This is a genomic window from Prosthecobacter sp. (genome assembly GCF_044222345.1).
In the GTDB taxonomy this organism is placed as follows: domain Bacteria; phylum Verrucomicrobiota; class Verrucomicrobiia; order Verrucomicrobiales; family Verrucomicrobiaceae; genus Prosthecobacter.
In genome coordinates this window covers 1-23,079 of sequence record NZ_JBGANL010000041.1, presented here as the reverse complement: position 1 = coordinate 23,079, position 23,079 = coordinate 1, and the positions used below count along the sequence as shown (strand labels likewise).

The window sequence follows — 23,079 nt, the reverse complement described above, 5'->3', positions numbered from 1 at the left end:
CTTTGGAGGGTGGGAGGGCCATCGACGCCAAACGCAACCGACCTACGGCCGGAGTGCAGCGCGTTGGGCATGAGCTGGCCACGTGGGCACCCACAGTGCACACCGGCAAAGCGGCCGAGTAATAGTATGTTTGCAGGCGGTGGAGCCTGCCACGCGCTCAGGGACGGGTGGGCTGACGCCACACCCATCCTACAGGCGCGCATTTCAAGCCGAGGCTATTTGCCGACCTTCGGCAGGGCCTGAACGAGGAGATTGTAGAACTCGTTTTCCTCGTGGGTTTCGCCGTCGCTCTTGAGGATGTTTTTGACCACGCCGAGCACTTCCTTTTGAGCAGTCTTGGTGGTGAAGACCTGCGCTTTCTCGTTGATGTAATCGAACATGGCGTCGTCGCTCTCAGCGGCCTCACGGGCGCGGGCCAGGGACTCCTCGATGAAGAGGCTCTTGGGGTATTTCGAATCCCAGCCTTCGGCGACAAAGGCGGACTCCAGCAGGCGATCTTCGGTCAGGGAGATGTGCGCGTCGGCATAGATGGAGAGACTGAGAATGTCGAACAGGGCTTCGCGCTGGGGTTGGTTCATAACGCGCTATTTTGCCAACATGCCGCGGCTGATCAAGCGCACTCTTCGCTACACTGAAATCTTCAGTGTCTGGAAGGCTGCTGACTGTGACCCTGCATGAATGGCAGCCTCCACCTGGGAGCCATTGACCATGACGACGGGGAGTAGTTTTGGATCTGGCTGAGGTCGCCTGCGTGGTGGTCCTGCAGCCACTTCATGTCGTGGTGGGCGAGGCTGTCGTATTGGAGGTCTCCGAGGAGGATGAAGGAGAAGGGCTTTGCGGGGGCTGCGGCGGACAGGCCCATGGCAGGGAGGGTGGCGGCGCTGCAGGCTTGAAAAAAACGGCGGCGGGAGGGCATTCCGCATCAACGTGGAGGCGGCATTTTGTCATTCATCATGCAGTGTCGTTAAGTTAAGCGATGGGACCGCCAGCGAACTGAGAATTCACAACGCGAATGACCGCTAATATCCGCGAATTTGCAGGAATGATGAATTCGGGCGCTCGAGTTAAAAAATCTTATCTTTATGACATTGATTCATCATTCCTCCCCCTTGACCTCCTGACCAACCTCTTGACTTCTTGACGCCCTCCATGTCCGACGCCAGCACCACTCCCATGATGAAGCAGTACCTCGCCATCCGGCGCGAGCTGCCGGAGGATGTGCTGCTGTTCTTTCGGCTGGGGGATTTTTATGAGCTGTTCTTCGAGGATGCGAAGACGGCCTCGCCGATCCTGAATGTGGCGCTGACGAAGCGCAACGGGGTGCCGATGTGCGGGGTGCCGCATCATTCATCGCAGGGATACATCGCGAAGCTGATCAAGGCGGGGAAGCGGGTGGCGATTGCCGAACAGACGACGGATCCGGTGCCGGGGAAGATCGTGGAGCGTGCGGTGTCGCAGGTGCTGAGCGCGGGGACGATCAATGATCTCAACCTGCTGGACTCGAACCGGTCGAACTACCTCGCGGCGGTGTTTCGCGAGGGGAAGAAGCTGGGGCTGGCGTATGTGGACCATACGACGGGTGAGTTTGAGGTGGCGGAGTTCAAGGACACGACGGAGCTGGCGGATGAGCTGGAGCGACTGCAGGCGAGCGAGCTGCTGTACAGCGAGGAGCAGGGGGACTTGATCGCGGCGCTCGGCAGCCCGAGCTGTGCGCAGCCGATTGAGGGCTATTTGTTTTTGATTGATCAGGCGCAGCACAGCCTGACGCAGCATTTCAAGGTGCAGTCGCTGGATGGCTTTGGCTGTCAGGGACTGAGTGCGGCGATCGGTGCGGCGGGCTGTATTTTACAGTATCTGCAGTTTCAGCTGCGGCGGAGTGTGGAGCACATCCAGCGGCTGCGGCATGCTCAAATTAGCGATGTGGTGCTGATCGATGCGGCGAGCCAGAGCCATCTGGAGCTGGTGACGGCGCGGGGTGGCAATGCGCACACGCTGCTGAGCGCGCTGGACCGGACGTGCACGCCGATGGGTGCGCGCAAGCTGCGGCACTGGGTGCTGCACCCGCTGCGGGATCTTGAGGCGCTGACACAGCGGCAGGACATGATCGCGGCGCTGCTGGAAGAGAGCATGCTGTTCAGCCAGATCCGCACGCTGCTGAAGGAGGTGCGCGATCTGGAGAGGACGAGTTCGCGACTGAGCCAGGGCAGCGGCAATGGGCGTGATCTGCTGATGCTGGCGTCTTCGCTGGAGGTGGTGCCGGCTTTGCGTGCGGCGCTGGAGCAGTTGATTGTGTCGGGAAATGCGGGGGATGAATCTGCTGAAGGTGGGATCAGGATGATCCCACTCCTGCTGGCGCGTCTGCATGATCTGACTGCGATCTCGCAGGAGATTCAGCGGGCAATCGCGGATGAGCCGCCGATGCAGATCAAGGAGGGTGGTGTTTTTCGCGAGGGCTACCTGCCGGCGCTGGATGAACTGCGGGCGGCGACGACGCTGGGCAGGCAATGGATCGCGGATTTGCAGAACCGGGAAATCGAGCGGACGGGGATCAAGAGTCTCAAAATTAAGTACAATGCGGTGTTTGGGTACTTCATTGAGATCACGAAGGCGAATGTGGGCAGCGTGCCGAGCGACTACCACCGCAAGCAGACGACGGTGAACGGGGAGCGCTACATTACCGATGAACTGAAGCGGATGGAGGACAAGATCTTAGGCAGCGAGGAGCGCAGCAAGGCGCTGGAGTATGAGGAGTTTCTCGGGCTGCGCGGGCGTGTGCTGGAGCATCTGGCGCACATCCAGGAGACGGCGGAGACGATTGCGATTTTGGATGCGGTGGGAGCGCTGGCGGAAACGGCGCGGTTGTTTAACTACACGCGGCCGGTGCTGAATGAGACGCGCAATTTGTTCATCCGCGACGGGAGGCATCCGGTGCTGGATCAGAACCTGACGAGTGGTGAGCGCTTTGTGCCGAATGACATCACGCTGGAGCCGGAGGAGAGCCGCCTGATTTTGATCACGGGGCCGAACATGGCGGGGAAGAGCACGTACCTGCGCATGACGGCGCTGCTGACGCTGATGGCGCAGATTGGGAGCTACCTACCAGTGGCGAGCGCGGAGGTGGGGCTGGTGGATCGCATCTTTACGCGCATCGGCGCGAGTGATGACATCGCGCGCGGGCAGAGTACGTTCATGGTGGAGATGAACGAGACGGCTCTCATTCTGAACAATGCGACGGAGCGGAGTCTTGTCATTTTGGATGAGATCGGGCGCGGGACGTCAACGTTTGATGGTCTGAGTATTGCGTGGAGCGTGGCGGAGCATCTGCATGACCACATTGGCGCACGCTGTTTGTTCGCGACGCACTACCATGAGATCACGGCGCTGGCGCAGAGCCGGAGCGCGGTCAAGAATTACAACGTGGCGGTGAAGGAGTGGAACCAGCAGATCATCTTTCTGCGGAAGATCATCCCGGGCTGCGCGGAGAAGAGCTATGGGATCCAGGTGGCGAGACTGGCGGGGTTGCCGGAGAACGTGATTGATCGCGCGAAGGAGGTGCTGCAGCAGCTCGAGGCAGGGCATCAGCCTGCGGAGAGTGTGAAGGAGGTGCCGGTGGCGACGAGTGTGCCGGCGAAGGTGCGGAAGAAGGCGGTGAGTGATGAGGACAAGGGGCAGATGGTGTTGTTTGGGTGAGAAACTTTTCGCTTCTTAATTTAATGCCCCCAATGAAAATGAATTATATTTTAAGATGATAGACTTTATTGGAGATGTGCATGGAGAAGCAGACTTGTTATTTAACTTGTTGATAAAGCTTGGCTATAAACGTCGACGAGGAGCAATGTTTCACCCTACTCGGAAAGCTGTGTTGTTAGGTGACATAATTGATCGAGGACCAAATGTGAGAGACACCTTACATCTGGCAAAAGAGATGGTAGATGCAGGTTCAGCAATTATACTGTTGGGTAACCACGAGCTTAATGCTTTACAGTTTCACAGTTGTCATCCTATTACTGAGCAGCCGTTACGCGAACATTCTGAAAAGCATATCAGGCAACATGCCGCAACTCTCCGTTCGTTTAACAACTTAGATAATGAGTTGCACCAGTGGTTAGATTGGATAGCAGGCTTCCCATTTTTCATCACACAATCAAATATGCGCGCTGCACACGCATTTTGGGACGAAGAGGCCATCAAAGCTATTGAGAAATTTCCCAAGCCTCTAAACAAGGCAATCCTCACACGCATTGCCGATCCAAAAACTTACGAACATAAATTTTCCAGACTAATCGTTGCTGGCCCTAGCCTCCCGTGTTCTGATCAAAACAGCTTAAAAGCGAAAGTATACTGGTGGAATGATAAAAATGTAGTTTTTACTGACGATAAATTATCGCCTTCATCTCATTCAGCTTATATGGGCTGCCGCCCTCAGCTATCTCCACTTTATCCCGAAAATATGCCGCCACTGTTTATAGGTCACTATAGAATGGCTCTGCAAACTCCAATAGTTCCACAGATGGCAAACCTTGCTTGCTTGGATTACAATGCAGGAGCTGGCGGTCCACTTGTCGCCTATCGTTGGTCAGGCGAACAAAAGCTGATTCCTGCAAATTTTATCATATCACAGCCATAAAAAAGTCTTTATCTAAAATAGAAACCAGTCCAAAATCCGGTGTCTAGCTTCAATGTCCAACGATTCTATGAGGGTTAAGATGTGTGTGTGCAGTAGATCTGAATTGAATTTCAGGGCTAAGAATAGATTGGCAGAATCCACTTTATAGCGCTCCACAAATGAGACTTTGGCAAGACCTTGTCTGCGTCCATTGTCGGACATGAATTCCAAAAATATTGAATAGCATTCTAATATACGAGCGGCACTCAATTTAGATCTCTCCCGTCCTACCACTAATTCGGCCATTCTCAAGCAAGGGCTAAGTTCGAACGCTTTAAGCAATGCTTCCTGAAATTCATTTTTGCCTCTGGGACATCTTTCGGCGAGCATTACCATAGAAAACATGGTTGTAAAATACCAAACTTTTCGGCTGTGCCTAAGCTTCATATTTCTTGTAGCCCAATCCTTAGCTTCGACGTCAATTTTAGCTTTGTACTCAATGCATAAGGTTCTGTAATACCTCGCTAGGTCATTGCAGAGGGAAAGAACATGGCTTCCACTGGTGCGTTCTTTACCTGCGTAAGCAGTTAAAATTTTCTCTCTAACATGTCCCAATAAAAGCCCCCCGCCAGCTTGGGCGCTTTCACTCAAAATTAAAATGCGCTTGGTTAATGCTCCACTCCCATCATTTTCACCCCCAATGCTATCATCTTGAATTAACTCAGACAAAGCTGTGAATTTAGTAAGGTCCTCGCCTTTAGAAACTTTGATTCCTAAAGTTTCGCCAAGCTTTTTTCGAAGAGGTTGGTCATGCGGTTCAAAAAGCTTTGCGGTTTCATCGTCAGCCAACACTGGGATAATATCTAAATCTGAAGCCTCTAATGCTTCACGCCGCCCAACCGAACCGATAATGACAATGCACACATTGACTTGATTAATGCCCGCTTTTGCAAGATACTCGTCTACACAAAGGCGACATTTTTCAAGAAGATCGCAACTGAATTTGTCAGCCTTCTTGAAGATCTCAAATGATCTTCCCTTCAACCAGTTTTCCGCATGATCCCATTCAAATATGCTGGGAGATGTCTCTTCACAAATTGTCATGTTTTTTCCTTGGTGAGCACCCGATTCAAATCCTTAAGTAAAGGTGAACGGTTTAATAACTTAGTCTGATCTTGGTTTACGATGTATTTAAGCGGGGCTTTATACCGAAATTGCAATGTCGTCTCAGATAGTCCCTCCTTTAAGACCTGTGCGATTATATCACTTTCGCTAAGTTCTAACGAATCCCCCAAACTAATATCATAATAAACTCGCTCTATAGCTTTGGACCAAGCTGATTCCCAGCGAATAGATTGAAGGCTATTAATATACTCCGAGTATATTTTTGATTTGGCTTCCCAAAAGCGGACTACATTTTTTCGATTGCCGGCACTGTCTCCTGAAAACGAAGGGAATAAACAGCCACCATGCAAAATATGAGAAAATTTACTGGGTTTTGGAACGGATACCCCCAACACATGCCCTGATCGAAACATGCCCTCAATTGAATCAGGCGTAATAGGAGATCGTGCGATTTCTCGGATCATCTCCAAATTAGTTGGCAACTTTATGGTTGAATTTGAAATATATGCGCTCTTATCAAATAGCTGAGCCAGTTGGCTGGGCATTATCCCAATTTCTTTAAGTTGTTGAGTTAGCTCAAAGCGTGAAGGCAATCGACGATCACCCAAAATCATCATATGTCGAAGTTCATGAGTCGAAATACCCGTTATGGCAGTAAAAGCTGGTTCACTTGTATGAGAGAGAGCCCAAGTAGAGATGTCATGAACGAGTCCCCAAACCATTGCATATTTTTCGGCTTCCTTTCCAAGCCCCATAGAATGCACCAACTCAGAAAATAAGTGGGAAACACCCACACTGTGATCAGCACGTGTTCCATCCGTTTTCTTGATATGACTTCTAGAAAAAATGGGGTGTCCCTCAAGAGCCCTAAAACGAGGCGCAAGAATACCTAGGAAGGTAATATTTCTCAACCTCTGAAACGCAGCACTTTCCAACAAGGCTTTACAATGCGTCTCAACATAACTCCATGCATCCGATTCTCCAGGTAGCGGCCACTCGGTGAGGGGTTTGATTAAACCTCTGCGGAGAACAGAAATGCTCGTCATTTGATCACAATGGGGCCTTGCTTCATTCGAGTCAATTCCATTTAAAACGGAAATATCCGTCGCAAAAAAAGATCCAGAATATTTTTGTTTTGAATGAAAATTTATGTCCCCTCCCTAATCAATCGAGGAAACGAAGGATTAAAAAGCAATCTGATGGGAGAAAGCAAAAATCTGACACACTCTTTTGCAACGATCACCGCCGCTGCAAGGAGCGGTCGACGAGGTTTTCGTAGATTTTGCGGCGTTCGTCGAGGCCGAGGCCTTGGTTGCGGAGGCCGAGCATTTGCTGGTTGATGGTCTCGCGCTGGGAGGTGCTGAGGCGGGAGAGTTTGGCGACCATCTCAGGGGGCGGGGCTTTGGGGTAGCCGTCTGAGGAGAAGCCTTCCTTGTAGTTTACGGCGGCGGTTTTGGCCTCGTTCATTTGGGAGGAGGTCAGGGGCGGGGCGCTGCCGCCCGAGGAGCCGCCGGAGCTACCGCCTGATTTTGAGCGCGGGGGTCTGGGCGGGGGCTTCTGATAACGGACGGAGATGACTTCGCCGCCGGGCACCTGGATTTTGGCGGACCAGGTCTGCATCTCTTCGCTGACGCCGCCGACGCCGACGAGCTGCCAGCCCTGATAATTGGGGATTTTGGAAACGACGTGGGACTCGAAGGTTTTGGTGTCGAGAAGAGTGGCGTAAACGTCTTTTTCGAAATGGGCGACGCCAGTGAGGATGAGGGAGTCAGAGACACCGAGGGAGCGGGTGAAAGGGGAGTTCGTCACGAGGGCTTCGAACTCCTCCATGCTGACCACGCGGGGGATGGCGCCGTCGTCGTCCACGGGCATGGGCTGCGGCATGGCGTCCTCGGCTTGCAGCGGCAGGATGGCAGTGAGGCACAGGGCGGCGAGGAGCGCGCTGGGGAGCGGCTTCGCGGGCTTTTGGTCCGTGTCATGAGGCAGGCGGCTCATGAGGAAATTACGGCGGGAGGCTGTGAGAACGATCACGGCAGCTTCTGAAATTCCTGCCAGCCTTCCCAGGCGATGCGCTGGAGGTCGGCGCGGTCTTTGTCGGAGAATTTGCGGGCGAGGGGGGCGCCATCGCGGTCCTTGGTTTTGTCTGGGGCGGGCTTTTCCTGGGTGCGGATGTCCGTGATGGTGTCGATGGGCAGGCCGACGGGGCTTTGATTGAAAAGGGCTGCATACAGAGTGCAGGCGGTGAGGTAGGCCATGGTCTGATTGAGGTGTGCGTCATTGACGAAGCGCAGGGTGAGGTCTGGCCGCTGGGTCTGGCAGCGTAATGCGACGAGGGCCATGGGGGCGACGGAGGCTCCGATCTTTTTGGCGAGCGTGGCGATGGCTTTTTCTTTGGCGAGGACGGGAGCCGGGTCGGGTGGGGCGGTGAGGGCTTTCTCGTTCTGGGTGGCGGGCGTGGTTTCGTAGAGGATCACGCGAGCACCCTGGGCTTTGGCGAGTTCGGCAAACTTCGGTGCATACTCGGCATAGAGCGTGGGGTCGCCTTCGACGTCATCGCGGTAGGATTGCAGGACGATGATGTCCCAGGGCTTGCGGTTGGCGTCGATCTTGGGGAGGAGGTCGCGATGGCGCGCGAGAGCGCTGGGGGCATACTTGTCCTTGGGGTTGGCGGCGGCGTCTTTTTCGAGTGCGGCGATGGTGGCTTTCTCCTCGGCCTCGGTGAGGGTGGATTGTTTGACGATGTTTTGGGTGCCAAGCCGCCAGTGGTCTTTGAGGGTGCGGCCGCCGTAGATGACATCGGTGCGATTGAAGGTGAGGCCCGGGTTGCCGGCCTCCGCCATGGCTTTGACGACGGTGGAAAGATTGTGGCGGGCGGTGAAGCTGTTGCCGATGAAGAGGACATTGAGTGTCCTGGCTTCGTTCGCAGCCCCTGCGGCCATGGGAAGTGAGAGGAGTGCGAAGGCCCAAAGGGCGATGTGATGGAAGGTGCGTGTCATGGTCAGAAGAGCGGGATGTCGCGAGAACGGGGCGGCGGTGTTTTGTCTCTCACTGATTCGACGTGAGGGTGGTGAAACTTCCGATGCAAGGAATGCAGCGCCCGGTAGTTTATCAGACAAAGCCACCCAACTCTCATGACCACACGCCGCCACTTTCTTCACACTGCCCTGGGGTTTGCCGCCCTGCCGTCATTCGCGCGGGCTGCGACGCCGGGAGGGGTGAGTCTGGGATTCAGTTTGTATGGGATGAAGACGCTGTCTCTGAGCGAGGCGCTCAAAACGTGTGCTGAGATCGGCTATGCGAATGTGGAGCTGGCTTTGAATGCGGGGTTTCCGAGTGAGCCGAAGGTTTTCACGGCGGAGGCGCGGGCGGAGGCGGTGAAGCAGCTTGCGGCGCTGAAGCTGGATGTGCCGTGCCTGATGGTGAACCTGAGCCTGACAGCGGATGACAAGGCGCATGCGCTGAATCTGCAGAGCATCAAGGATGCGGCGCAGGTGGCGCGTGATATGAATGCAGCGCAGCCGCCGATCATGGAGACGGTGTGCGGTGGAAAACCGGCGACGTGGGAGCAGCAGAAGGCGGGCATGGTGGAGCGCCTGAAGTCGTGGGCTGAGGTGGCGGAGAAGGAGAAGACAACGATCGCAATCAAGGCGCATGTGGGCAGTGCGGTGAACTCGCCGGAGCGTTTGCTGTGGCTGCTGGAGCAGGTGAAGTCGCCGGCCATCCAGGTGACGTATGATTACAGCCACTTTGAGCTGCAGGGCATCGACATGGAAGAAAGCATGAAGCTGCTGCTGCCGCGCACGAAGTTCATTCATGTGAAGGACGCGACGGGTGATGCGGCGAAGTTTCAGTTCCTGCTGCCGGGCGAGGGCAAGACCGATTATGTGAAGTATTTCACGGCGCTGAAGCAGCATGGTTATGCTGGTCCTGTGGTGGTGGAAGTGAGCGGGCAAATTTTCAACAAGCCGGGGTATGATCCTGTGGCAGCGGCGAAGAAGTGCCATGGGGTGCTGGCAGGTGCGCTGGCGAAGGCGGGGTGAAGTACGCTCTATTTTAAGAGATTGACGTTTCGAGGCTCGTTCGTCAGCATCGACGTTCCATTCACTCCCATTTTATGACACGAAGCACTTTTCTCAAATCCACCGTGGCGGCCAGCGGGCTGGTGGGCGCCATTCAAAATTTGCCTGCTGCGGATGCGCCAAGCGGGGCTGCGCGGGAGTATTTTGAGATTCGGAAGTATACGCTCAAAGGGGCTGAGAAGCAGAGTGTGCTAGAGGCTTACCTGAAGGATGCGGCGATCCCGGCGCTGAACCGGCTGGGTGTCCGCAACGTTGGGGTGTTTTTGCCGGAGAAGGCGGAAGGGACGCCGGTGGTGTATGTGGTGCTGCGGTATGGCTCGCTGGAGCAGTTTGCGAAAACGGCGGAGCTGCTCTCAGACACCGCTTTGCAGCAGCAGGGCGCGGCTTATCTGGATGCACCGGCGGCGGATGCGGTGTACGAGCGTGTCGAGAGCTGGCTGACACAGGGGATCGCCGGCATGCCTGCGATGGAGGTGCCAGCGAAGGGCAGCCAGGTTTACCAGCTGCGCATCTATGAGAGCCCAAGCGAGAAGACGGGGAAGAAGAAGATCGAGATGTTCAACATCGGCGAGCTGGCGATCTTCAAGCGCAGTGGCCTGAATGCGGTCTTCTTTGGCGAGACCATTGTGGGGCCGCTGATGCCGAACCTGACGTACATGCTGAGCTTCAGTGATGCGGCGGCGAAGGATCAGGCGTGGAACACCTTTCGAGTTGATCCGGAGTGGACGAAGCTGAAAACGACGCCCGGGTTTACGGACAAGGAGATCGTGTCACGCATCACGAACCTGGTGCTGGTGCCGACGGCGTATTCGCAGATCTGAGGAGCCGGGATAACCCCGGCTCCGTGATCGCGGCTGCTCAAGACTTGTTCGTCTTGGTCAGCACGTTTTGGAGAGTTTTGGCAAAGGCTTCGGAGGAGGTGCCGCCGATCTGTTTGGCGACCTCTTTGCCCTCGGCATTGAGGAACTCGATGTGGGGGATGCCGTTGACGCCGTATTTGGTGGCGGCACGTTCATTGCGCGCATCATCGATGTCGATGTAGGCCCAGACGAACTTGTCGTGAAAGGCCTTCACCTCGGCGCTGGGATAGACGTCATGCTTCATGGCCTGGCAGGGCGGGCACCAAGCGGCGGAGAAGACGAGGATGACCGGCTTGCCGGATTTTTTCGCGGCGCTCATGGCGGCGGTGCTGCTGTCTTTGAAATCCGGGCTGCCTTTGGGGAAGTCGCTGGCCAGAGCGAGGCTCGTGGCGGCGGCGAGGATGAGGATGATGGTTTTTTTCATGGTGTAGGGGGTGATGGAAGAACGAATCGTGAGATGCGATAGTGGCGGTTTTTATTCCGGTATTTTGCGTGTGATAGACAAATCATGGTGGTGACTGATGTGCATTGACTTGCCAGCAGGGTGCCTTATCCCGTGCGCCATGAGCATCTCACGGCTTCCGGTTCTTCTTGTCAGTGCTACTCTTGCACTCGCGCTTTTGGTTCAACCCGGCATGGCCAACGAGGCCTTCTTTTCGAAAGACGGCAGGACGGTGACGATGGGGCTGGGAAGCCGGGGCCGCACGGGGCTGCTGCAGGTGGACATTGCCACGGGAAAGATCACGCAGGCGCCTTTGCCTGCGGAACTGAAGGAGGAGAGCATCGAAAGTGTGGCGGCGGGCAGCGAGGGTGAAACCTTGTTTCTGGCGAAAGAAAGTGTGTGGGTGTGGACGCCGGGTGCCGCCACACCGGTGAAGCGCGTCTGCGCCACAGCGCCGGTGGTGGGCGCGACGGATTTGTTTGTGGCCACGGTGCCGGGCACGCCGCTGACGGATTGTCTGTTTGTGAGTGGCAATGAAACGGCGGACGCGACGAGCCTGGGGACTTTTTACGGTCGCAAACCGGGCGGCAAACACACCTTTCTGTCCATTTTCTGCCGCCGCGTGAGCAGCGCGACAGGCGGTGTTTTTTCCGATGATGGGCGGCTGTTTTTCGTGAGTGACGGGGATGTGTGGGAAGGGGGCATCCAGACGGATGAAGACACCGGAATGGAACGGCTGGGCACGCTGGTGGGAGCGCGGATCGCGCCTCTGGCCATCATGAACACGGACGAGGCCAATGGTGGGAGCCTGTGGGTGCAGCATGTGGCCCCGGCAGGAAAATGGATCTATGCCCAGCTGCGCGGGCGCCACATGTCCGCGATTTTGCGCACACCACTGCCTGCCAAGCCCATGTACGCGCCGACCTCCAACGATTCTCCCAGTGCAAAAGATCAGCTCGATGCCATGGCCCACTCGCTGAACAAAACCGAGGTCATTGCGGATGACATGGAATATGCGGCGGGCTTCTGCGCCATTGAGATCGGCGGCACACCACGGGTGTTTTTCTGCGGAGATGCGACGGAGGAAAACAAAGGGCCCGCGCTGATGCTGTGGGAAGGCACGGGCAAGCCGCGTGTGATCGGCCACCTGCCGCAGGAGTGAGCTGAACCGGGGCTGCAAACAAAACGCCCGGAGAAAGTCTCCGGGCGCTGATTTGATCCCATGTCTTGAAGGTCGTTCCGGACCTCAATGCATGCCATGGTGGCGGCCGCCGCTGTGATGCCCGCCGCTGGAATGGCTGGAAGTGCCACCGCCCGAGGGTGCGCCGCCAAAACCACCGCCTGATGAGTGGCTGCTGTGGTGGGAGCTGCCGCCGAAGCCGGAGCCTCCGGAGGGTGCGCCACCCATTCCACCGCCGAAGCTGCCGCTGGAGTGGTGCGTGGTGCCGCCGCTGAAGCCACCCCCAAAGCCGCCGGAAGTGCTGCCGGAATGGTGCGTGCCGCCGCCGGAGTGATGAGAGCTGCCGCCAAAGGAAAAGGGACTGCTGGAAAAGCCACCGCTGGAGTGACTGGACGAATGGTGCTGGTGATGACTGGAGTAGGAAGGAGATGAGTAACCGCGGCTGGAGTGATGCGAGGGTGCGCCAAAGAACGAGGCGAAGCTGGGCGTGGAGTAAGAGCGGGATGAATAGCCGGAATAGGGCCGTGAGTTGTAGCTGTTAAAGCTGTTGTATGACACCACGGGCCGCGAGTTGTAGCCGCCGCCGTAGTAGCTGGGACGGGATGCATAGCCACCGCCATAACCATAGCCGGAGGCATAAGGGCCTGCGAACTCATCACAGGAGGTCAGAGAAACGGCGACAGTCAGTGAAGCGAGCAGAAGTGAGAGCGATTTGATTTTCATAATCCTCACCTCCGACGCGCAGGCTCAACGCTTATTCATTCGATTGTTGCGGAACGTGACGATAGCGTTTCTCGAAGCGGATTTCCAGAAAGCGAGCATGGAGACGCTCGGCGGCGGCTTGAGGACAAGCCGCCCTACCTCGCGCAACAGGGCGTTCGCAAGCCTGGCGCTGGCAGGGCTGGCTGCCCTCAGCCCGTCGCCGTCGAAGCCGTCTCCCACTACGGGGCCAGCTCGGCCGCGAGGGCAGTGGCTTCCGCGAGGAATGCTTCTCCCAATGGGGAAAGGCGACCTGTCCACAGGGCGCCGAAGCAGAGGGGTGGGAAATCATCCAGCGCGAGGGCTTTCACATTGGGCGGAAGTTCAATGCGGGGATGGCGCAGCACCAAGCCCACGCCGAAACCTTCCACGACGTAACGCAGCACGAGATCGAAGCTGCCGACTTCGAGGCTGGGGAGCCATTCGACACCGCGCTGGCGCAAGGCGGCCTGAAAGGAACGCGACACCACATCTTTGGCCTCCAGGGCGACGAGCGGGAGATCGATGCGGTCCTTTTCGAAGATCTGCTCGGCCTTGGTGATGCCGCTTTGCTTGGGGACCAGCAGAGTCATGGGCAGGCGAATCAGCTCGCGTGATTCGATGTTGGCGACGGTTTTTTCCATCAGGGTGCCAAAGCCGATGTCCACCTCCTGCGCAGCCAGGAGGGCCTCGATCTCCTGCTGACGGCCATGGGTGAGGGTGAAATGAAAGCCTTTCACCCGCCGCTGCATGCGGCCGAAAAGCTCCGGCAGGTAGTCCCGCTGCACGACCTCGGCTGAGGCGATGCGCAGCCGGTTTTCACCGCCGCCGCGCAGGCGGTCGCCCATTTCAGTGAGGCCGCCGAAGAAGGGCGCGATGAAATCGTAGAGCGTCTGCCCCTCTCTGGAGAGCTGGAAGGGACGCCGCTGGTACAGGGTGACGCCCAGGGCATCTTCGAGCTGGAGAATCTGGGCGCTGATGGCGGGCTGCTGAATGCCGTAGGGCATGGCCCGGGCCGCCGCACTCACGCCACCGTGACGCGCCACATAGTAGAAGAGTTCGAGGTGATGGACGTTCATGTAGGTGAAAGGCTATACGGTTTATCAATGATGCCACGTGGAAATATCAATTTCCCTTGTCTGCCGATCCTGAGAGACTGGGACAACTTATGGACGAAATCATTCTCCTTCTCGTGATCATCGGCGGCGCGGTGCTCATCATGCCCATCATTGCACTTGTCTTTGCGGTCAGGGCGCGGCGGCGAACAGAGGCGCTGAGTGCTGAAATCAGCTCGCTGCGGGAGATCGCCGCGAAGAGCATCGAGCGCGAGGCGCGGCTGATCCGGCGCATCGAGGTGCTCGAAGCCGGGCCCAGGCCCGCGCAGTGGGCTCCGGCTGCCGCCGCCCCGGTGGCAACGCCTGAAGCCATCGCCAAGCATGCGCCGACTCCTTCGGCTGCACCCGTCTTCGTGAAGGCACCGCCGCCGATGCCGCCTGCTGAACCCGCTGCGGCCAAAACATTCGTCCCCGCTGCTGCCGTACCTGCGCCGGACTTCAGGCCAGCGGTGGAGCCCAAGCCACGCCCTGCACCAACACGCGCACCTGCGCCGAGCCTTTCCCTCGAACAATTCATGGGGGCGAAGCTCTTCGCGTGGGTGGGCGGGCTGGCCCTGTTTCTAGGCATCATTTTCTTTGTGAAGCTCAGCATCGAACGCGGCTGGATTTCTCCCGAACTGCGCACGGCAATTGGTTTTGTCATTGGCGCGGGGCTTGTGGGTGCGGGCGTGGTGATCCAACGCCGCAAGCCGTATGCCACGCTGGCGCATACGCTGTGCGCGACGGGCATCGTGGTGCTGTATGGCGTGAGTTTTGCGGCGCATGCGCTGTACCACATTCCGCCCTTCAATCATGCGCTGGTAACCTTTGGCATGATGACGCTGATCACCACGGCGGCTTTCCTGCTGGCGGTGCGGATGGAGGCGCAGGTGGTGGCGGTGCTGGGCATGCTGGGCGGCTTTTTGACGCCGATTCTTTGCTCAACCGGCCACGACAATCCCGGCGGGCTGTTTGGCTACATCGCGCTGCTGGACATTGGGGTGCTGGCGGTGGCGAAGCACAAGCGCTGGCTGCACCTGACGGCGCTGGCGGCGGGTGGCACGATCATCATGCAGGCAGGGTGGATGGTGAAATTTTTCCGGGCGTCCGGGTATGCCATGGGCTCGGCCACGTGGATTCCGGTGATCGTATTTCTTGGCTTTGCCGCTTTGTTCATGCTCGCTGCCTGGTGGTCGCGGCAGCGTGAGGATGAGGACGCCTACCCGGCGAGTGCGGCGCTGGCGCTGTGCGGCAGTGCGCTTTGTGCCGCGTTCCTGTTTCTTGATTTCGGTGCGATCACGGAGCGGCCGACGCTGCTGTACAGCTTTGTGCTTGGGATCAATGCCGTGGTGTTGCTGATCGTGTGGCAGCAGCCGCGTGTGGCAAGGGCGCAGGGCATCACTGCGGCACTCACGTTTCTACATCTCTCCATCTGGACCGCGACGAGGCTCACCGACGAGCTGCTGCCTTATGCGCTGGGCATTTATCTCGGCTTTGGCCTGCTGCACACGGCCTTCGCCGTCTTGTGGCAGCGCCGCAGCCAGTCCACCACGCTGTTCATGTGCTGGACGCCGGTGATCACGCTGGTGCTGCTGCTCATGCCGGTGCTGTGTCTGGATGCTGTGAGCCTGATGCTGTGGCCGGCGATCCTGCTGGTGGATCTGCTCATCATCGGTCTGGCGATTTTCACGGGTGCTCTGATCCCCGTGCTCGCCGCACTGGCGCTGACGCTCATCACGGCGGGAGCGTGGTTGTTTCGACTGCCCGCGAATACGGCCGGCGGTCTGGGGATGTTCCTCATCGTGCTGGGCGGCTTTGCGGTGCTGTTTGGAGTGGCCAGTAGTTTTCTTGCCCGCAAAATGCCGAAGGTGCCGCTGGCGGCGATGCTGCCGGTGAGTTCGGCGGTGCTGCCGTTTGCGCTGCTGATTCTCGCCACGCTGCATCTGCACGTGATTGATCCTTCGCCGGTGTTTGGTCTGGCTCTGCTGCTCACGGTGTTTCTGCTGGGGCTTGCGCACATCAGCGGGATCACGGTGCTGGTGCCGACGGCGCTGGGCTGTGTGCTGGCGCTGGAGTGGGCGTGGCATGGGCAGAGTTTCAATGCGGAACATGCCACCACACCGCTGCTGTGGTATGTGGGCTTCTACGCGCTCTTCACGGCGTTTCCGCTGGTGTTTCAAAAGTTGTTTGCCACACGGCAACTGCCGTGGATTGCCTCGGCGGCTGCGGGTCTGGGGACTTTTGGGCTGGTGTATCGTGTGGTAGGACTGACCTGGCCGAATGAGATGATGGGGCTGCTGCCGGTGGCGTTTGCGGTGGCACCGCTGCTGTGCCTGGTCTTTGTGCTGAAGCAGCACGGCACGGAGAATCCGGCGCGGCTGACGCAGCTGGCGTGGTTTGGGGGTGTGGCGCTGTTTTTCATCACGCTGATTTTCCCGATCCAGTTTGAGAAGCAGTGGATCACGCTGGGCTGGGCGCTGGAGGGTGCGGCGCTGTGCTGGCTCTTCCGCCGGGTACCGCATGAGGGGCTGCGTGGCACGGGCGCGGTGCTGCTGGTGGCGGCGTTTGTGCGGCTGGCGCTGAACCCGGCGGTGCTGGCGTATCAAACACGCGGTGAGACGGCCATCCTGAACTGGCAGCTTTATGCCTACAGCCTTTCAGCGCTGGCGATGTTTGCGGCGGCACGCTGGCTGACGCCGCCGGGAGATCGCTGGGGCGAGGTGAATCTGCGAGGTGTGTTCTGCGCCTTCGGTGGAGTCCTGCTTTTCCTGCTGCTGAACATTGAGATCGCGGATGCGTTCACGCCTGCGGGGGAACGCTCGATCACCTTTGACTTCGATGGCAACTTCGGGCGTGACATGACCTACACGATCGCCTGGGCGCTGTATGCGCTGGTGCTGCTCATCATCGGCATCTGGCAGCGCAACGCGCCCACGCGCTATGCCGGCATCGGTTTGCTGGCGGTGGCGCTGCTGAAGCTGTTTCTGCATGATCTGGCGAACATCGAAAGCATCTACCGCATTGGCGCGCTGATGGTGGTGGCCGTTATTGCCCTGGCCGCTTCGTTCCTGTATCAACGTTTTCTTAGTGATGACCCGAAGTGATTTTGGAACTATAACATTTTTCTGTGACCACCCTGCGCCCCGGAATGAGCTAAAGCTCATGAGTACTTTTTTCCAATCATGAAACCGCCTCTTCTGCTCATTGCCCTGTGCCTTTCCTCGATCGCCGGTGCTGCTGACTTTGCCGCGTGGACGCATCGTCAAACGGTGCGGGTCGCGCAGCCGGGACTCACGCGCATCGAGCTTGAACCGGAGCTGCTGGACGCCTCGCAAACGAACGGTGGCGCGGCCTTTCATGACCTGCGGATCATCAGTCCCGGCAATGTGGAGACGCCCTACATCATCGCTTTGCCACGGATCATCCGGCCGGAGATGGTGGAGGTTCCCGAGTTTAGGGCCGCGCTGAATCCGAGCACGTTGAACACCGTGCTGGAATTTCGGCCGCCTGCGGGCAGCACGACTTCGGAAGTGCTGCTGCAAACCACGGCGACCAGTTTCATCAAGTCCGCCACGTTTGAAGCGAGCCATGATGGCAGCCGCTGGGAGAGGCTGGCCAGCAACGAGCTGCTGTGCCGACAGAACGGGACGGAGCGGCTGCGCTTTACTTTCGCCCCCGCGGCATGGACGCATTTCCGTATCACGCTTGATGATGCGCGCAGCAAGCCTGTGGTGTTTACCGGGGCGCGGGTGCGGCGGGATCTGCCTGAGTGGCGCACGCTGCCGCAGGCGGTGAAGATCCGTGGGCGCACGGAGACCGGGGATGAAACGCATCTGAAGCTCGATCTGGGGAGCGCGAATGTTCTGCTGGGCAAGGTGCGGCTGCACACGCCTGAGGCGGTGTTTCAACGTGAGGCCAGCCTGCTGGGCGCGCGTGGCACGCTCTTCCGGCTGCAGCATGAGGGCCGCAGTGCGGAGGACCTCGACATCGGCGTGCATCAGCTGGCGACCACACGGGAGGTGGAGCTCGTCATTCGCAATGGGGACAGCCCGCCGCTGAAGATCGAGAGCATCGAAGCGACGCGGCATCCGGTGCCGGTGGTGTTTCAAGCGGATGCGGCGGGGGACTGGCAGTTTTACATTGGCAATGGGCAGGCCCCGGAGCCGCGCTATGACATCGCCACGCTGAGTGAGAAGCTGCGCGATGCCTCCGCGCAGTCCGCCATGGCCAGCGCCGTGGAAGCCAACACGGCCTTCAGCAAAAAGGCCACCGCGCCTGATGTGGGGGATGTGGGTCCGGAGATCGATGTTTCACCGTGGTCGTTTCGCAGGCCGGTGGAGTTCAAGGAGGCCGGGGTGCTGGTGGTGGAACTGATCCCCGAGGTGCTGGCTCTCACGGCGAATGATCTGCATGATGTGCGTGTGGTGCGGGACGGGCATCAGCTGCCGTTTCTCGCCATCAAACCGGGCGTGGACCGGGAGGTCGAAGTTTCCATCGCGGAAGTGGCCGATCCGGAGAAGCCGAGGTGGTCCCAATGGGACATTCAGATGCCGTTTAAAAATTTCCCGGCGAGCGAGCTGCTGCTGGAGTCTCCCACGCCTTTGTTTGCGCGGACGCTCAGCGTTTCCGAGCAGAATGTGACGGAGAAGGGGCATTACGAACGCACCCTGAGCCATGCCAACTGGCAGCGTCTGCCGGGCCAGTCTGCCAGCACCTTTCATCTGGCGCTCTACACGTCCCCACGCGCCGCCTCGATCCGTGTGGCTACTGACAATGGTGACAATGCGCGGCTGCAGATCACCGCTGCGCGGGTGGTGTATCCGGTGGTGCGGCTGATGTTTCGGGTGCCGGACACCACGCCGGTGCAAATCTGCTACGGCAACCGCCGCGCGCCGTACACGCGCTACGATCTCCAGCTTGTGAGGCCTGAATTTGAAAAGGCCACCCAGATCGCGGCCACACTGGGCGAGGAAGAGAAGCTGCCGGGATATGAGGCGGATCCCAGCGGTGCCACCGGCAAAGGGGGCCCCTGGCTCTGGGCGGCGCTGGCGCTGGTGGTGGGAGCGCTGCTGTGGGTGGTGGCGAAGATGCTGCCGGGGAAGGTGGAGTGAGGGAAGGTCAAGGCTTCGCCTTGCAACCCCGGCCCTCATGCGGACGTTATCTCATTACCCCCCAACCATGAGTGACACGACCGGCCAGCCCCCCAAATTTACCAACGCCCTCGCCAAGGAGCGGTCGCCCTACCTGCTACAGCATGCGCACAACCCGGTGAACTGGCTGCCGTGGGGGGAGGAGGCGTTCAAGAAGGCGAAGGCGGAGGACAAGCCGATCTTTCTCTCCTCCGGCTACTCGACCTGCCACTGGTGCCATGTGATGGAGCGCGAGTCGTTTGAGAACGAGGAGACAGCGAAGCTGATCAATGACAACTTCATTCCCATCAAGGTGGACCGCGAGGAGCGGCCGGATGTGGACCTGACATACATGACCTATGTGCAGGCGGCGAGCGGTCATGGCGGCTGGCCCATGAGCGTGTTTCTGACGCCGGAGCTGAAGCCATTTTATGGCGGCACGTATTACCCGCCGGAGAACACGCCGGGGCGCATTGGCTTTAAGAACCTGCTGAACGAGCTGCACAAGGTGTGGACGGAGGACCGCAAGGGGATCGACGAACGTGCGGCGCGGTCCGTGGAGAAGCTGCAGGACCATCTGGACAACGAAAACACGGCGCTGGATGAGATCAATCACGAGACGCTGGTGCAGAAGGCGTATGATGATCTGTCCGGCTCGTTTGATTATCACGAGGGCGGGTTTGGCAGTGCGCCGAAATTCCCGCGCCCGACGACGCTGAACATGCTGATGCGGGTGCATCGCATCCTGGCGGAGCGGAAGGGGAATGACCGTGAGTCCGAGAGCAACTGGGCGATGGAGATGACGGTGAAGACGCTGCGGGGAATGGCGAATGGCGGCATGCGCGACCACATCGGCGGCGGGTTTCATCGCTACAGCGTGGATGGCTACTGGCACATCCCGCATTACGAGAAGATGCTGTATGATCAGGCGCAACTGCTCACGGCGTACACGGAGGCCTGGCAGCTCACGCAGAATGCGATGTTTGAGAGCATCGTGCGCAGTACGGTGGCGTATGTGAAGCGCGACCTGCGGCAGAAGGATGGCGGATTTTTCTCGGCGGAAGATGCCGACAGTCTGGCCAGTGCCGAGGCGGAGCACAAAACGGAAGGGGCTTTTTATGTGTGGAAAGCGGCGGAGATTGATGAGATCCTGGGCAAGGAAAACGGCAGCATCTTCCGCTATGCGTATGGTGCGCGGCGCGATGGGAATGCGAGGCCGGAGAGCGATCCGCACGGAGAGCTCAAGGGGCTGAACACGCTGTACCGAGCGATTTCATTCAAGAAGACGGCTGAGTATTTCAAGAAGACGCCGGAGGAGATCAAGGCGCTCATCGACCAAGGCACGGCGACTCTGTTTGAGGCGAGGGCGAAGCGCCCGAGGCCGCATCTGGATGACAAGGTGATCGCTGCGTGGAACGGGCTCATGATTTCAGGGCTGGCGCGTGCCGGGGCTGCGTTTGGGGATGCGGAGATGATCAAGCTCGCTGCGGATGCGGCGGAGTTTTTGCATGACCAGCTCTGCACCACACCGGGCAAGGAGCTGCACCGGTCCTGGCGGGAAGGGGAGCGCGGGCCGAGGGCTTTTGCGATTGATTACGCCTGTGTGATTCACGGGCTGATCGATTTGTATCAGGCTTCGTTTGATGTGAAGTGGCTGCAATGGGCCACGGCTTTGCAGACGGAGATGGACGCGCTGTTTCTCGATACGAAGAACGGCGGGTATTACAGCGTGCACACGGACATGCCGAACAGCGTGCTGCGCATCAAGGAGGACTATGATGGTGCGGAGCCTTCGCCGAACTCGCTGGCAGCGCTCAACCTGGTGCGGCTGAGCGCGCTGCTGGCGAAGGATGCATGGAAGAAGGAGGCGGAGAGGATTTTTGCGCTCTTTGGTTCGACGCTGCAGAGCAGCCCGTCCTCGGTGCCGATGATGGCGATTGCGTTTGATCTGCATCATCGCGGCAAGCAGCAGATTGTGCTGGCGGGTGATGTGGGGAGCGCGGGGTTCAAGTCGCTGGCAGGGAATGTGCATCGGCGGTTTCTGCCGACGGCGGTGATTTTGTGCGCTGATGGCGGGGCAGGGCAACAGTGGCTGGCGCAGCATAACGAGGTGGTCGCGGAAATGAAGCCGGTGAATGGCGAGGCTGCGGCGTATGTGTGCCAGAATTTCACGTGCCAGGCGCCGGTGACGACGGTGGAGGGGCTGGAGAGGGTGCTGGGGAAATAGCTCCGATGAAGAGAATCTATTTAATGATCCTTGGAGTGAGCACTCTCACAGGATGCCATTCGACAGCTTACAAAGAAAAAGCCGAGTGGAAACGCACTTACGAAGCCGAGCAGGCTCGTGCTCGGACTGAGATACAGCGGATGGACGATGCTCTTCGTCAGGCGAAAGCCCGTTTTGTGGAGCGTTATGGCCGATATCAGTGCACTCAGGATGATGTCCCGCAAACAGACGAGTCCAAAGGACCGGGCCACCGTTTCAAGTCCATGCAACTCGGAGACCATGTGACTCTGAAGCTCAAGCTCGGAAAAGCCACCCACGCCGACGGAAGTCCTTATGGTCCCACACGCACAGCATCTCGTTATCAGCTTCTCTGGGATGGAAAGCTGGTCGCTGAGGCAGAAAGTCTTTATTCGACCGGCAATGAGGGTTCTTCTGGAAACCGCATTTTCTACTGCCCCAAAGATCACACGGTTGTGGTCTATGATGATCTCTGTTGGAGTACCCAGCGGTTTTGTGTTTTCGAAAAATCCAATGTGCCCGGCACCCCTGTCTCGTGGCGTGTTCAATATTTCAACGTGCCAGAGCAACCGACTGCTCAGCCTCTGCCAGACTTGGCGAAGATTTTGGGTGTCGGAAACGGGCGCATTTATGTGGAATACGACGGTCAGCCTTATGCCTTGCCGTTCGATGAATTCCTGGTGACAAAACTGGAGTTTACCGTTGGCTGATCCCAAATCACTCCTTGAGCCCGCCAATCCCCCCTCGTATTATACGGTCATGGTAATTGAGCAACATCCCGCTCTTCATTCCTTGAGTGTCGAAGACAAGCTCCAGCTTTCCGAGGAGCTGTGCTTGGATGCGTTGCTCGATGCACAACGAAATCCAGCGTTGCGGGAGCAGGTGCAGCAGCGTCTTCAGGAGTATCGCGATGATCCTGACAGCGGCATCTCCTGGGATGACCTCAAAGGAAAGATCTTTTCTCGCCAAAGGGTAGCATGAAGGGAATCATTTGGACTGCGGGAGCCGGGCGCGAGCTTCAGGAGGTCTATGAGCAACTTGAAGACACCCATGAGAACAGCGGTGTCCGTCTGATCGAAGAAGTGCAACGCATGCTGGAACTGCTTTCGGCGCAGCCTCAGATGGGCAGCTACTTCGAGAAACCCACGCGAAAAATGCTCATCGCGCATCGTTACAGCATCATCTACTCGCCGGAAGCGCGGGGCGTGGTGGTGCTCTCGTTTGTGGATATGCGACGGGATTTGCAGCCGCTGCGCAAACGCATTCGAGACTGGTTTGGCTAAAGAGGATAAACGGCACGCTTTTCTTTTTCACCATCCCAGCGCCCGTTTGCCAGCGGGGGGCGTATCGTTAATTTCGCGCCTCCATGTCTCGAACTGCCAAAAAATCTGCCGCCCGGAAGTCTCTTAATGATGTCATTCGCATTCGTGGGGCGAGGCAGAATAATTTGAAGGGGGTGGATCTGGATCTGCCGCTGGGGAAGCTGAATGTGATCACGGGGCCGAGCGGGTCGGGGAAGTCGTCGCTGGCGTTTGATACGATTTATGCGGAAGGGCAGCGGCGGTATGTGGAGACATTTTC

At 58.2% G+C, this 23,079-nt stretch carries 21 protein-coding genes; 12 read left to right on the top strand and 9 right to left on the bottom strand.

The annotated features are described in order from the left end of the window. Positions 1–215: 215 nt before the first annotated feature. Complete coding sequence (locus ACILSL_RS19535; protein ID WP_395733741.1) at positions 216–578, bottom strand: hypothetical protein; 363 nt, start codon at positions 576–578, stop codon at positions 216–218. A gap of 62 nt (positions 579–640) precedes the next feature. Beyond that, positions 641–916: a hypothetical protein gene (locus tag ACILSL_RS19530; protein WP_395733740.1), complete on the bottom strand. Its 276-nt coding sequence runs from the start codon at positions 914–916 to the stop codon at positions 641–643. A gap of 233 nt (positions 917–1,149) precedes the next feature. Here ACILSL_RS19530 and mutS point away from each other — a divergent pair, with 233 nt between their 5' ends. Both mutS and ACILSL_RS19520 read left to right on the top strand, forming a co-directional pair. After that, a complete protein-coding gene (gene mutS / locus ACILSL_RS19525; RefSeq protein WP_395733739.1) occupies positions 1,150–3,690 on the top strand; it encodes a DNA mismatch repair protein MutS in 2,541 nt (846 codons plus the stop codon). A 55-nt stretch (positions 3,691–3,745) separates the two neighbouring features. Further along, positions 3,746–4,627: a metallophosphoesterase gene (locus ACILSL_RS19520; protein WP_395733738.1), complete on the top strand. Its 882-nt coding sequence runs from the start codon at positions 3,746–3,748 to the stop codon at positions 4,625–4,627. Between the two features lie 12 nt (positions 4,628–4,639). Here the strand turns inward: ACILSL_RS19520 and ACILSL_RS19515 are convergent, their stop codons facing one another. The 4 genes from ACILSL_RS19515 to ACILSL_RS19500 form a co-directional block, all read right to left on the bottom strand. Beyond that, entirely contained in the window at positions 4,640–5,710 is a 1,071-nt protein-coding gene (locus ACILSL_RS19515) for a DUF294 nucleotidyltransferase-like domain-containing protein (RefSeq protein WP_395733737.1), read from the bottom strand. Then, a complete protein-coding gene (locus ACILSL_RS19510) occupies positions 5,707–6,777 on the bottom strand; it encodes a hypothetical protein (RefSeq protein ID WP_395733736.1) in 1,071 nt (356 codons plus the stop codon). Before ACILSL_RS19510 ends, ACILSL_RS19515 begins: the two co-directional genes overlap by 4 nt. Positions 6,778–6,970: 193 nt before the next feature. Beyond that, positions 6,971–7,726, bottom strand: a complete 756-nt coding sequence (locus ACILSL_RS19505; RefSeq protein WP_395733735.1) for a hypothetical protein — start codon at positions 7,724–7,726, stop codon at positions 6,971–6,973. Between the two features lie 32 nt (positions 7,727–7,758). Then, on the bottom strand, positions 7,759–8,727 hold the full coding sequence (locus tag ACILSL_RS19500) for a hypothetical protein (RefSeq protein ID WP_395733734.1): 969 nt from the start codon (positions 8,725–8,727) through the stop codon (positions 7,759–7,761). 135 nt (positions 8,728–8,862) lie between these two features. Between ACILSL_RS19500 and ACILSL_RS19495 the strand changes: the two genes are divergently transcribed. Next, the gene (locus ACILSL_RS19495; RefSeq protein ID WP_395733733.1) at positions 8,863–9,771 is read left to right on the top strand and encodes a sugar phosphate isomerase/epimerase family protein; all 909 of its coding nucleotides are present in this window, start codon (positions 8,863–8,865) and stop codon (positions 9,769–9,771) included. A 74-nt stretch (positions 9,772–9,845) separates the two neighbouring features. Beyond that, a complete protein-coding gene (locus ACILSL_RS19490) occupies positions 9,846–10,631 on the top strand; it encodes an NIPSNAP family protein (RefSeq protein WP_395733732.1) in 786 nt (261 codons plus the stop codon). A gap of 37 nt (positions 10,632–10,668) precedes the next feature. Here the strand turns inward: ACILSL_RS19490 and ACILSL_RS19485 are convergent, their stop codons facing one another. Continuing rightward, positions 10,669–11,094 (bottom strand): thioredoxin family protein, encoded by a 426-nt coding sequence (locus ACILSL_RS19485; protein WP_395733731.1) that lies wholly within the window; start codon positions 11,092–11,094, stop codon positions 10,669–10,671. Between the two features lie 211 nt (positions 11,095–11,305). Here ACILSL_RS19485 and ACILSL_RS19480 point away from each other — a divergent pair, with 211 nt between their 5' ends. Further along, a complete protein-coding gene (locus tag ACILSL_RS19480; RefSeq protein WP_395733730.1) occupies positions 11,306–12,274 on the top strand; it encodes a hypothetical protein in 969 nt (322 codons plus the stop codon). An 84-nt stretch (positions 12,275–12,358) separates the two neighbouring features. Here ACILSL_RS19480 and ACILSL_RS19475 read toward each other — a convergent pair whose 3' ends face one another. Both ACILSL_RS19475 and ACILSL_RS19470 read right to left on the bottom strand, forming a co-directional pair. Then, complete coding sequence (locus tag ACILSL_RS19475) at positions 12,359–13,015, bottom strand: hypothetical protein (protein WP_395733729.1); 657 nt, start codon at positions 13,013–13,015, stop codon at positions 12,359–12,361. Positions 13,016–13,233: 218 nt separating this feature from the next. Then, the gene (locus ACILSL_RS19470) at positions 13,234–14,109 is read right to left on the bottom strand and encodes a LysR family transcriptional regulator (protein WP_395733728.1); all 876 of its coding nucleotides are present in this window, start codon (positions 14,107–14,109) and stop codon (positions 13,234–13,236) included. A gap of 89 nt (positions 14,110–14,198) precedes the next feature. Here ACILSL_RS19470 and ACILSL_RS19465 point away from each other — a divergent pair, with 89 nt between their 5' ends. The 7 genes from ACILSL_RS19465 to ACILSL_RS19435 all read left to right on the top strand — a co-directional run. After that, positions 14,199–17,228: a DUF2339 domain-containing protein gene (locus tag ACILSL_RS19465; protein WP_395733727.1), complete on the top strand. Its 3,030-nt coding sequence runs from the start codon at positions 14,199–14,201 to the stop codon at positions 17,226–17,228. Positions 17,229–17,306: 78 nt separating this feature from the next. Further along, entirely contained in the window at positions 17,307–19,235 is a 1,929-nt protein-coding gene (locus ACILSL_RS19460) for a hypothetical protein (RefSeq protein ID WP_395733726.1), read from the top strand. Between the two features lie 67 nt (positions 19,236–19,302). Further along, positions 19,303–21,480: a thioredoxin domain-containing protein gene (locus tag ACILSL_RS19455; protein ID WP_395733725.1), complete on the top strand. Its 2,178-nt coding sequence runs from the start codon at positions 19,303–19,305 to the stop codon at positions 21,478–21,480. A gap of 5 nt (positions 21,481–21,485) precedes the next feature. Next, entirely contained in the window at positions 21,486–22,208 is a 723-nt protein-coding gene (locus ACILSL_RS19450) for a hypothetical protein (protein ID WP_395733724.1), read from the top strand. Next, on the top strand, positions 22,201–22,479 hold the full coding sequence (locus ACILSL_RS19445; RefSeq protein ID WP_395733723.1) for an addiction module protein: 279 nt from the start codon (positions 22,201–22,203) through the stop codon (positions 22,477–22,479). Before ACILSL_RS19450 ends, ACILSL_RS19445 begins: the two co-directional genes overlap by 8 nt. Beyond that, positions 22,476–22,781 carry a type II toxin-antitoxin system RelE/ParE family toxin gene (locus ACILSL_RS19440; RefSeq protein WP_395733722.1) on the top strand — a complete coding sequence of 102 codons (306 nt, stop codon included), beginning with the start codon at positions 22,476–22,478 and terminating at the stop codon, positions 22,779–22,781. Before ACILSL_RS19445 ends, ACILSL_RS19440 begins: the two co-directional genes overlap by 4 nt. Positions 22,782–22,864: 83 nt before the next feature. Beyond that, positions 22,865–23,079, top strand: a 215-nt coding sequence (locus tag ACILSL_RS19435; protein ID WP_395733721.1) for a hypothetical protein, incomplete at its 3' end; no start/stop codon positions are given.

Excerpts from the sequence above, each read along its gene's own strand:
- ACILSL_RS19475 (WP_395733729.1), bottom strand. The coding sequence starts at position 13,015 with ATGAAAATCAAATCGCTCTCACTTCTGCTCGCTTCACTGACTGTCGCC.
- ACILSL_RS19505 (WP_395733735.1), bottom strand. The coding sequence starts at position 7,726 with ATGAGCCGCCTGCCTCATGACACGGACCAAAAGCCCGCGAAGCCGCTC.
- ACILSL_RS19480 (WP_395733730.1), top strand. The coding sequence starts at position 11,306 with ATGGCCAACGAGGCCTTCTTTTCGAAAGACGGCAGGACGGTGACGATG.
- ACILSL_RS19520 (WP_395733738.1), top strand. The coding sequence starts at position 3,746 with ATGATAGACTTTATTGGAGATGTGCATGGAGAAGCAGACTTGTTATTT.
- ACILSL_RS19495 (WP_395733733.1), top strand. The coding sequence starts at position 8,863 with ATGACCACACGCCGCCACTTTCTTCACACTGCCCTGGGGTTTGCCGCC.
- ACILSL_RS19470 (WP_395733728.1), bottom strand. The coding sequence starts at position 14,109 with ATGAACGTCCATCACCTCGAACTCTTCTACTATGTGGCGCGTCACGGT.
- ACILSL_RS19500 (WP_395733734.1), bottom strand. The coding sequence starts at position 8,727 with ATGACACGCACCTTCCATCACATCGCCCTTTGGGCCTTCGCACTCCTC.
- ACILSL_RS19485 (WP_395733731.1), bottom strand. The coding sequence starts at position 11,094 with ATGAAAAAAACCATCATCCTCATCCTCGCCGCCGCCACGAGCCTCGCT.
- ACILSL_RS19460 (WP_395733726.1), top strand. The coding sequence starts at position 17,307 with ATGAAACCGCCTCTTCTGCTCATTGCCCTGTGCCTTTCCTCGATCGCC.
- ACILSL_RS19465 (WP_395733727.1), top strand. The coding sequence starts at position 14,199 with ATGGACGAAATCATTCTCCTTCTCGTGATCATCGGCGGCGCGGTGCTC.
- ACILSL_RS19450 (WP_395733724.1), top strand. The coding sequence starts at position 21,486 with ATGAAGAGAATCTATTTAATGATCCTTGGAGTGAGCACTCTCACAGGA.
- ACILSL_RS19455 (WP_395733725.1), top strand. The coding sequence starts at position 19,303 with ATGAGTGACACGACCGGCCAGCCCCCCAAATTTACCAACGCCCTCGCC.
- mutS (WP_395733739.1), top strand. The coding sequence starts at position 1,150 with ATGTCCGACGCCAGCACCACTCCCATGATGAAGCAGTACCTCGCCATC.
- ACILSL_RS19510 (WP_395733736.1), bottom strand. The coding sequence starts at position 6,777 with ATGACGAGCATTTCTGTTCTCCGCAGAGGTTTAATCAAACCCCTCACC.
- ACILSL_RS19515 (WP_395733737.1), bottom strand. The coding sequence starts at position 5,710 with ATGACAATTTGTGAAGAGACATCTCCCAGCATATTTGAATGGGATCAT.
- ACILSL_RS19440 (WP_395733722.1), top strand. The coding sequence starts at position 22,476 with ATGAAGGGAATCATTTGGACTGCGGGAGCCGGGCGCGAGCTTCAGGAG.
- ACILSL_RS19490 (WP_395733732.1), top strand. The coding sequence starts at position 9,846 with ATGACACGAAGCACTTTTCTCAAATCCACCGTGGCGGCCAGCGGGCTG.
- ACILSL_RS19530 (WP_395733740.1), bottom strand. The coding sequence starts at position 916 with ATGCCCTCCCGCCGCCGTTTTTTTCAAGCCTGCAGCGCCGCCACCCTC.
- ACILSL_RS19535 (WP_395733741.1), bottom strand. The coding sequence starts at position 578 with ATGAACCAACCCCAGCGCGAAGCCCTGTTCGACATTCTCAGTCTCTCC.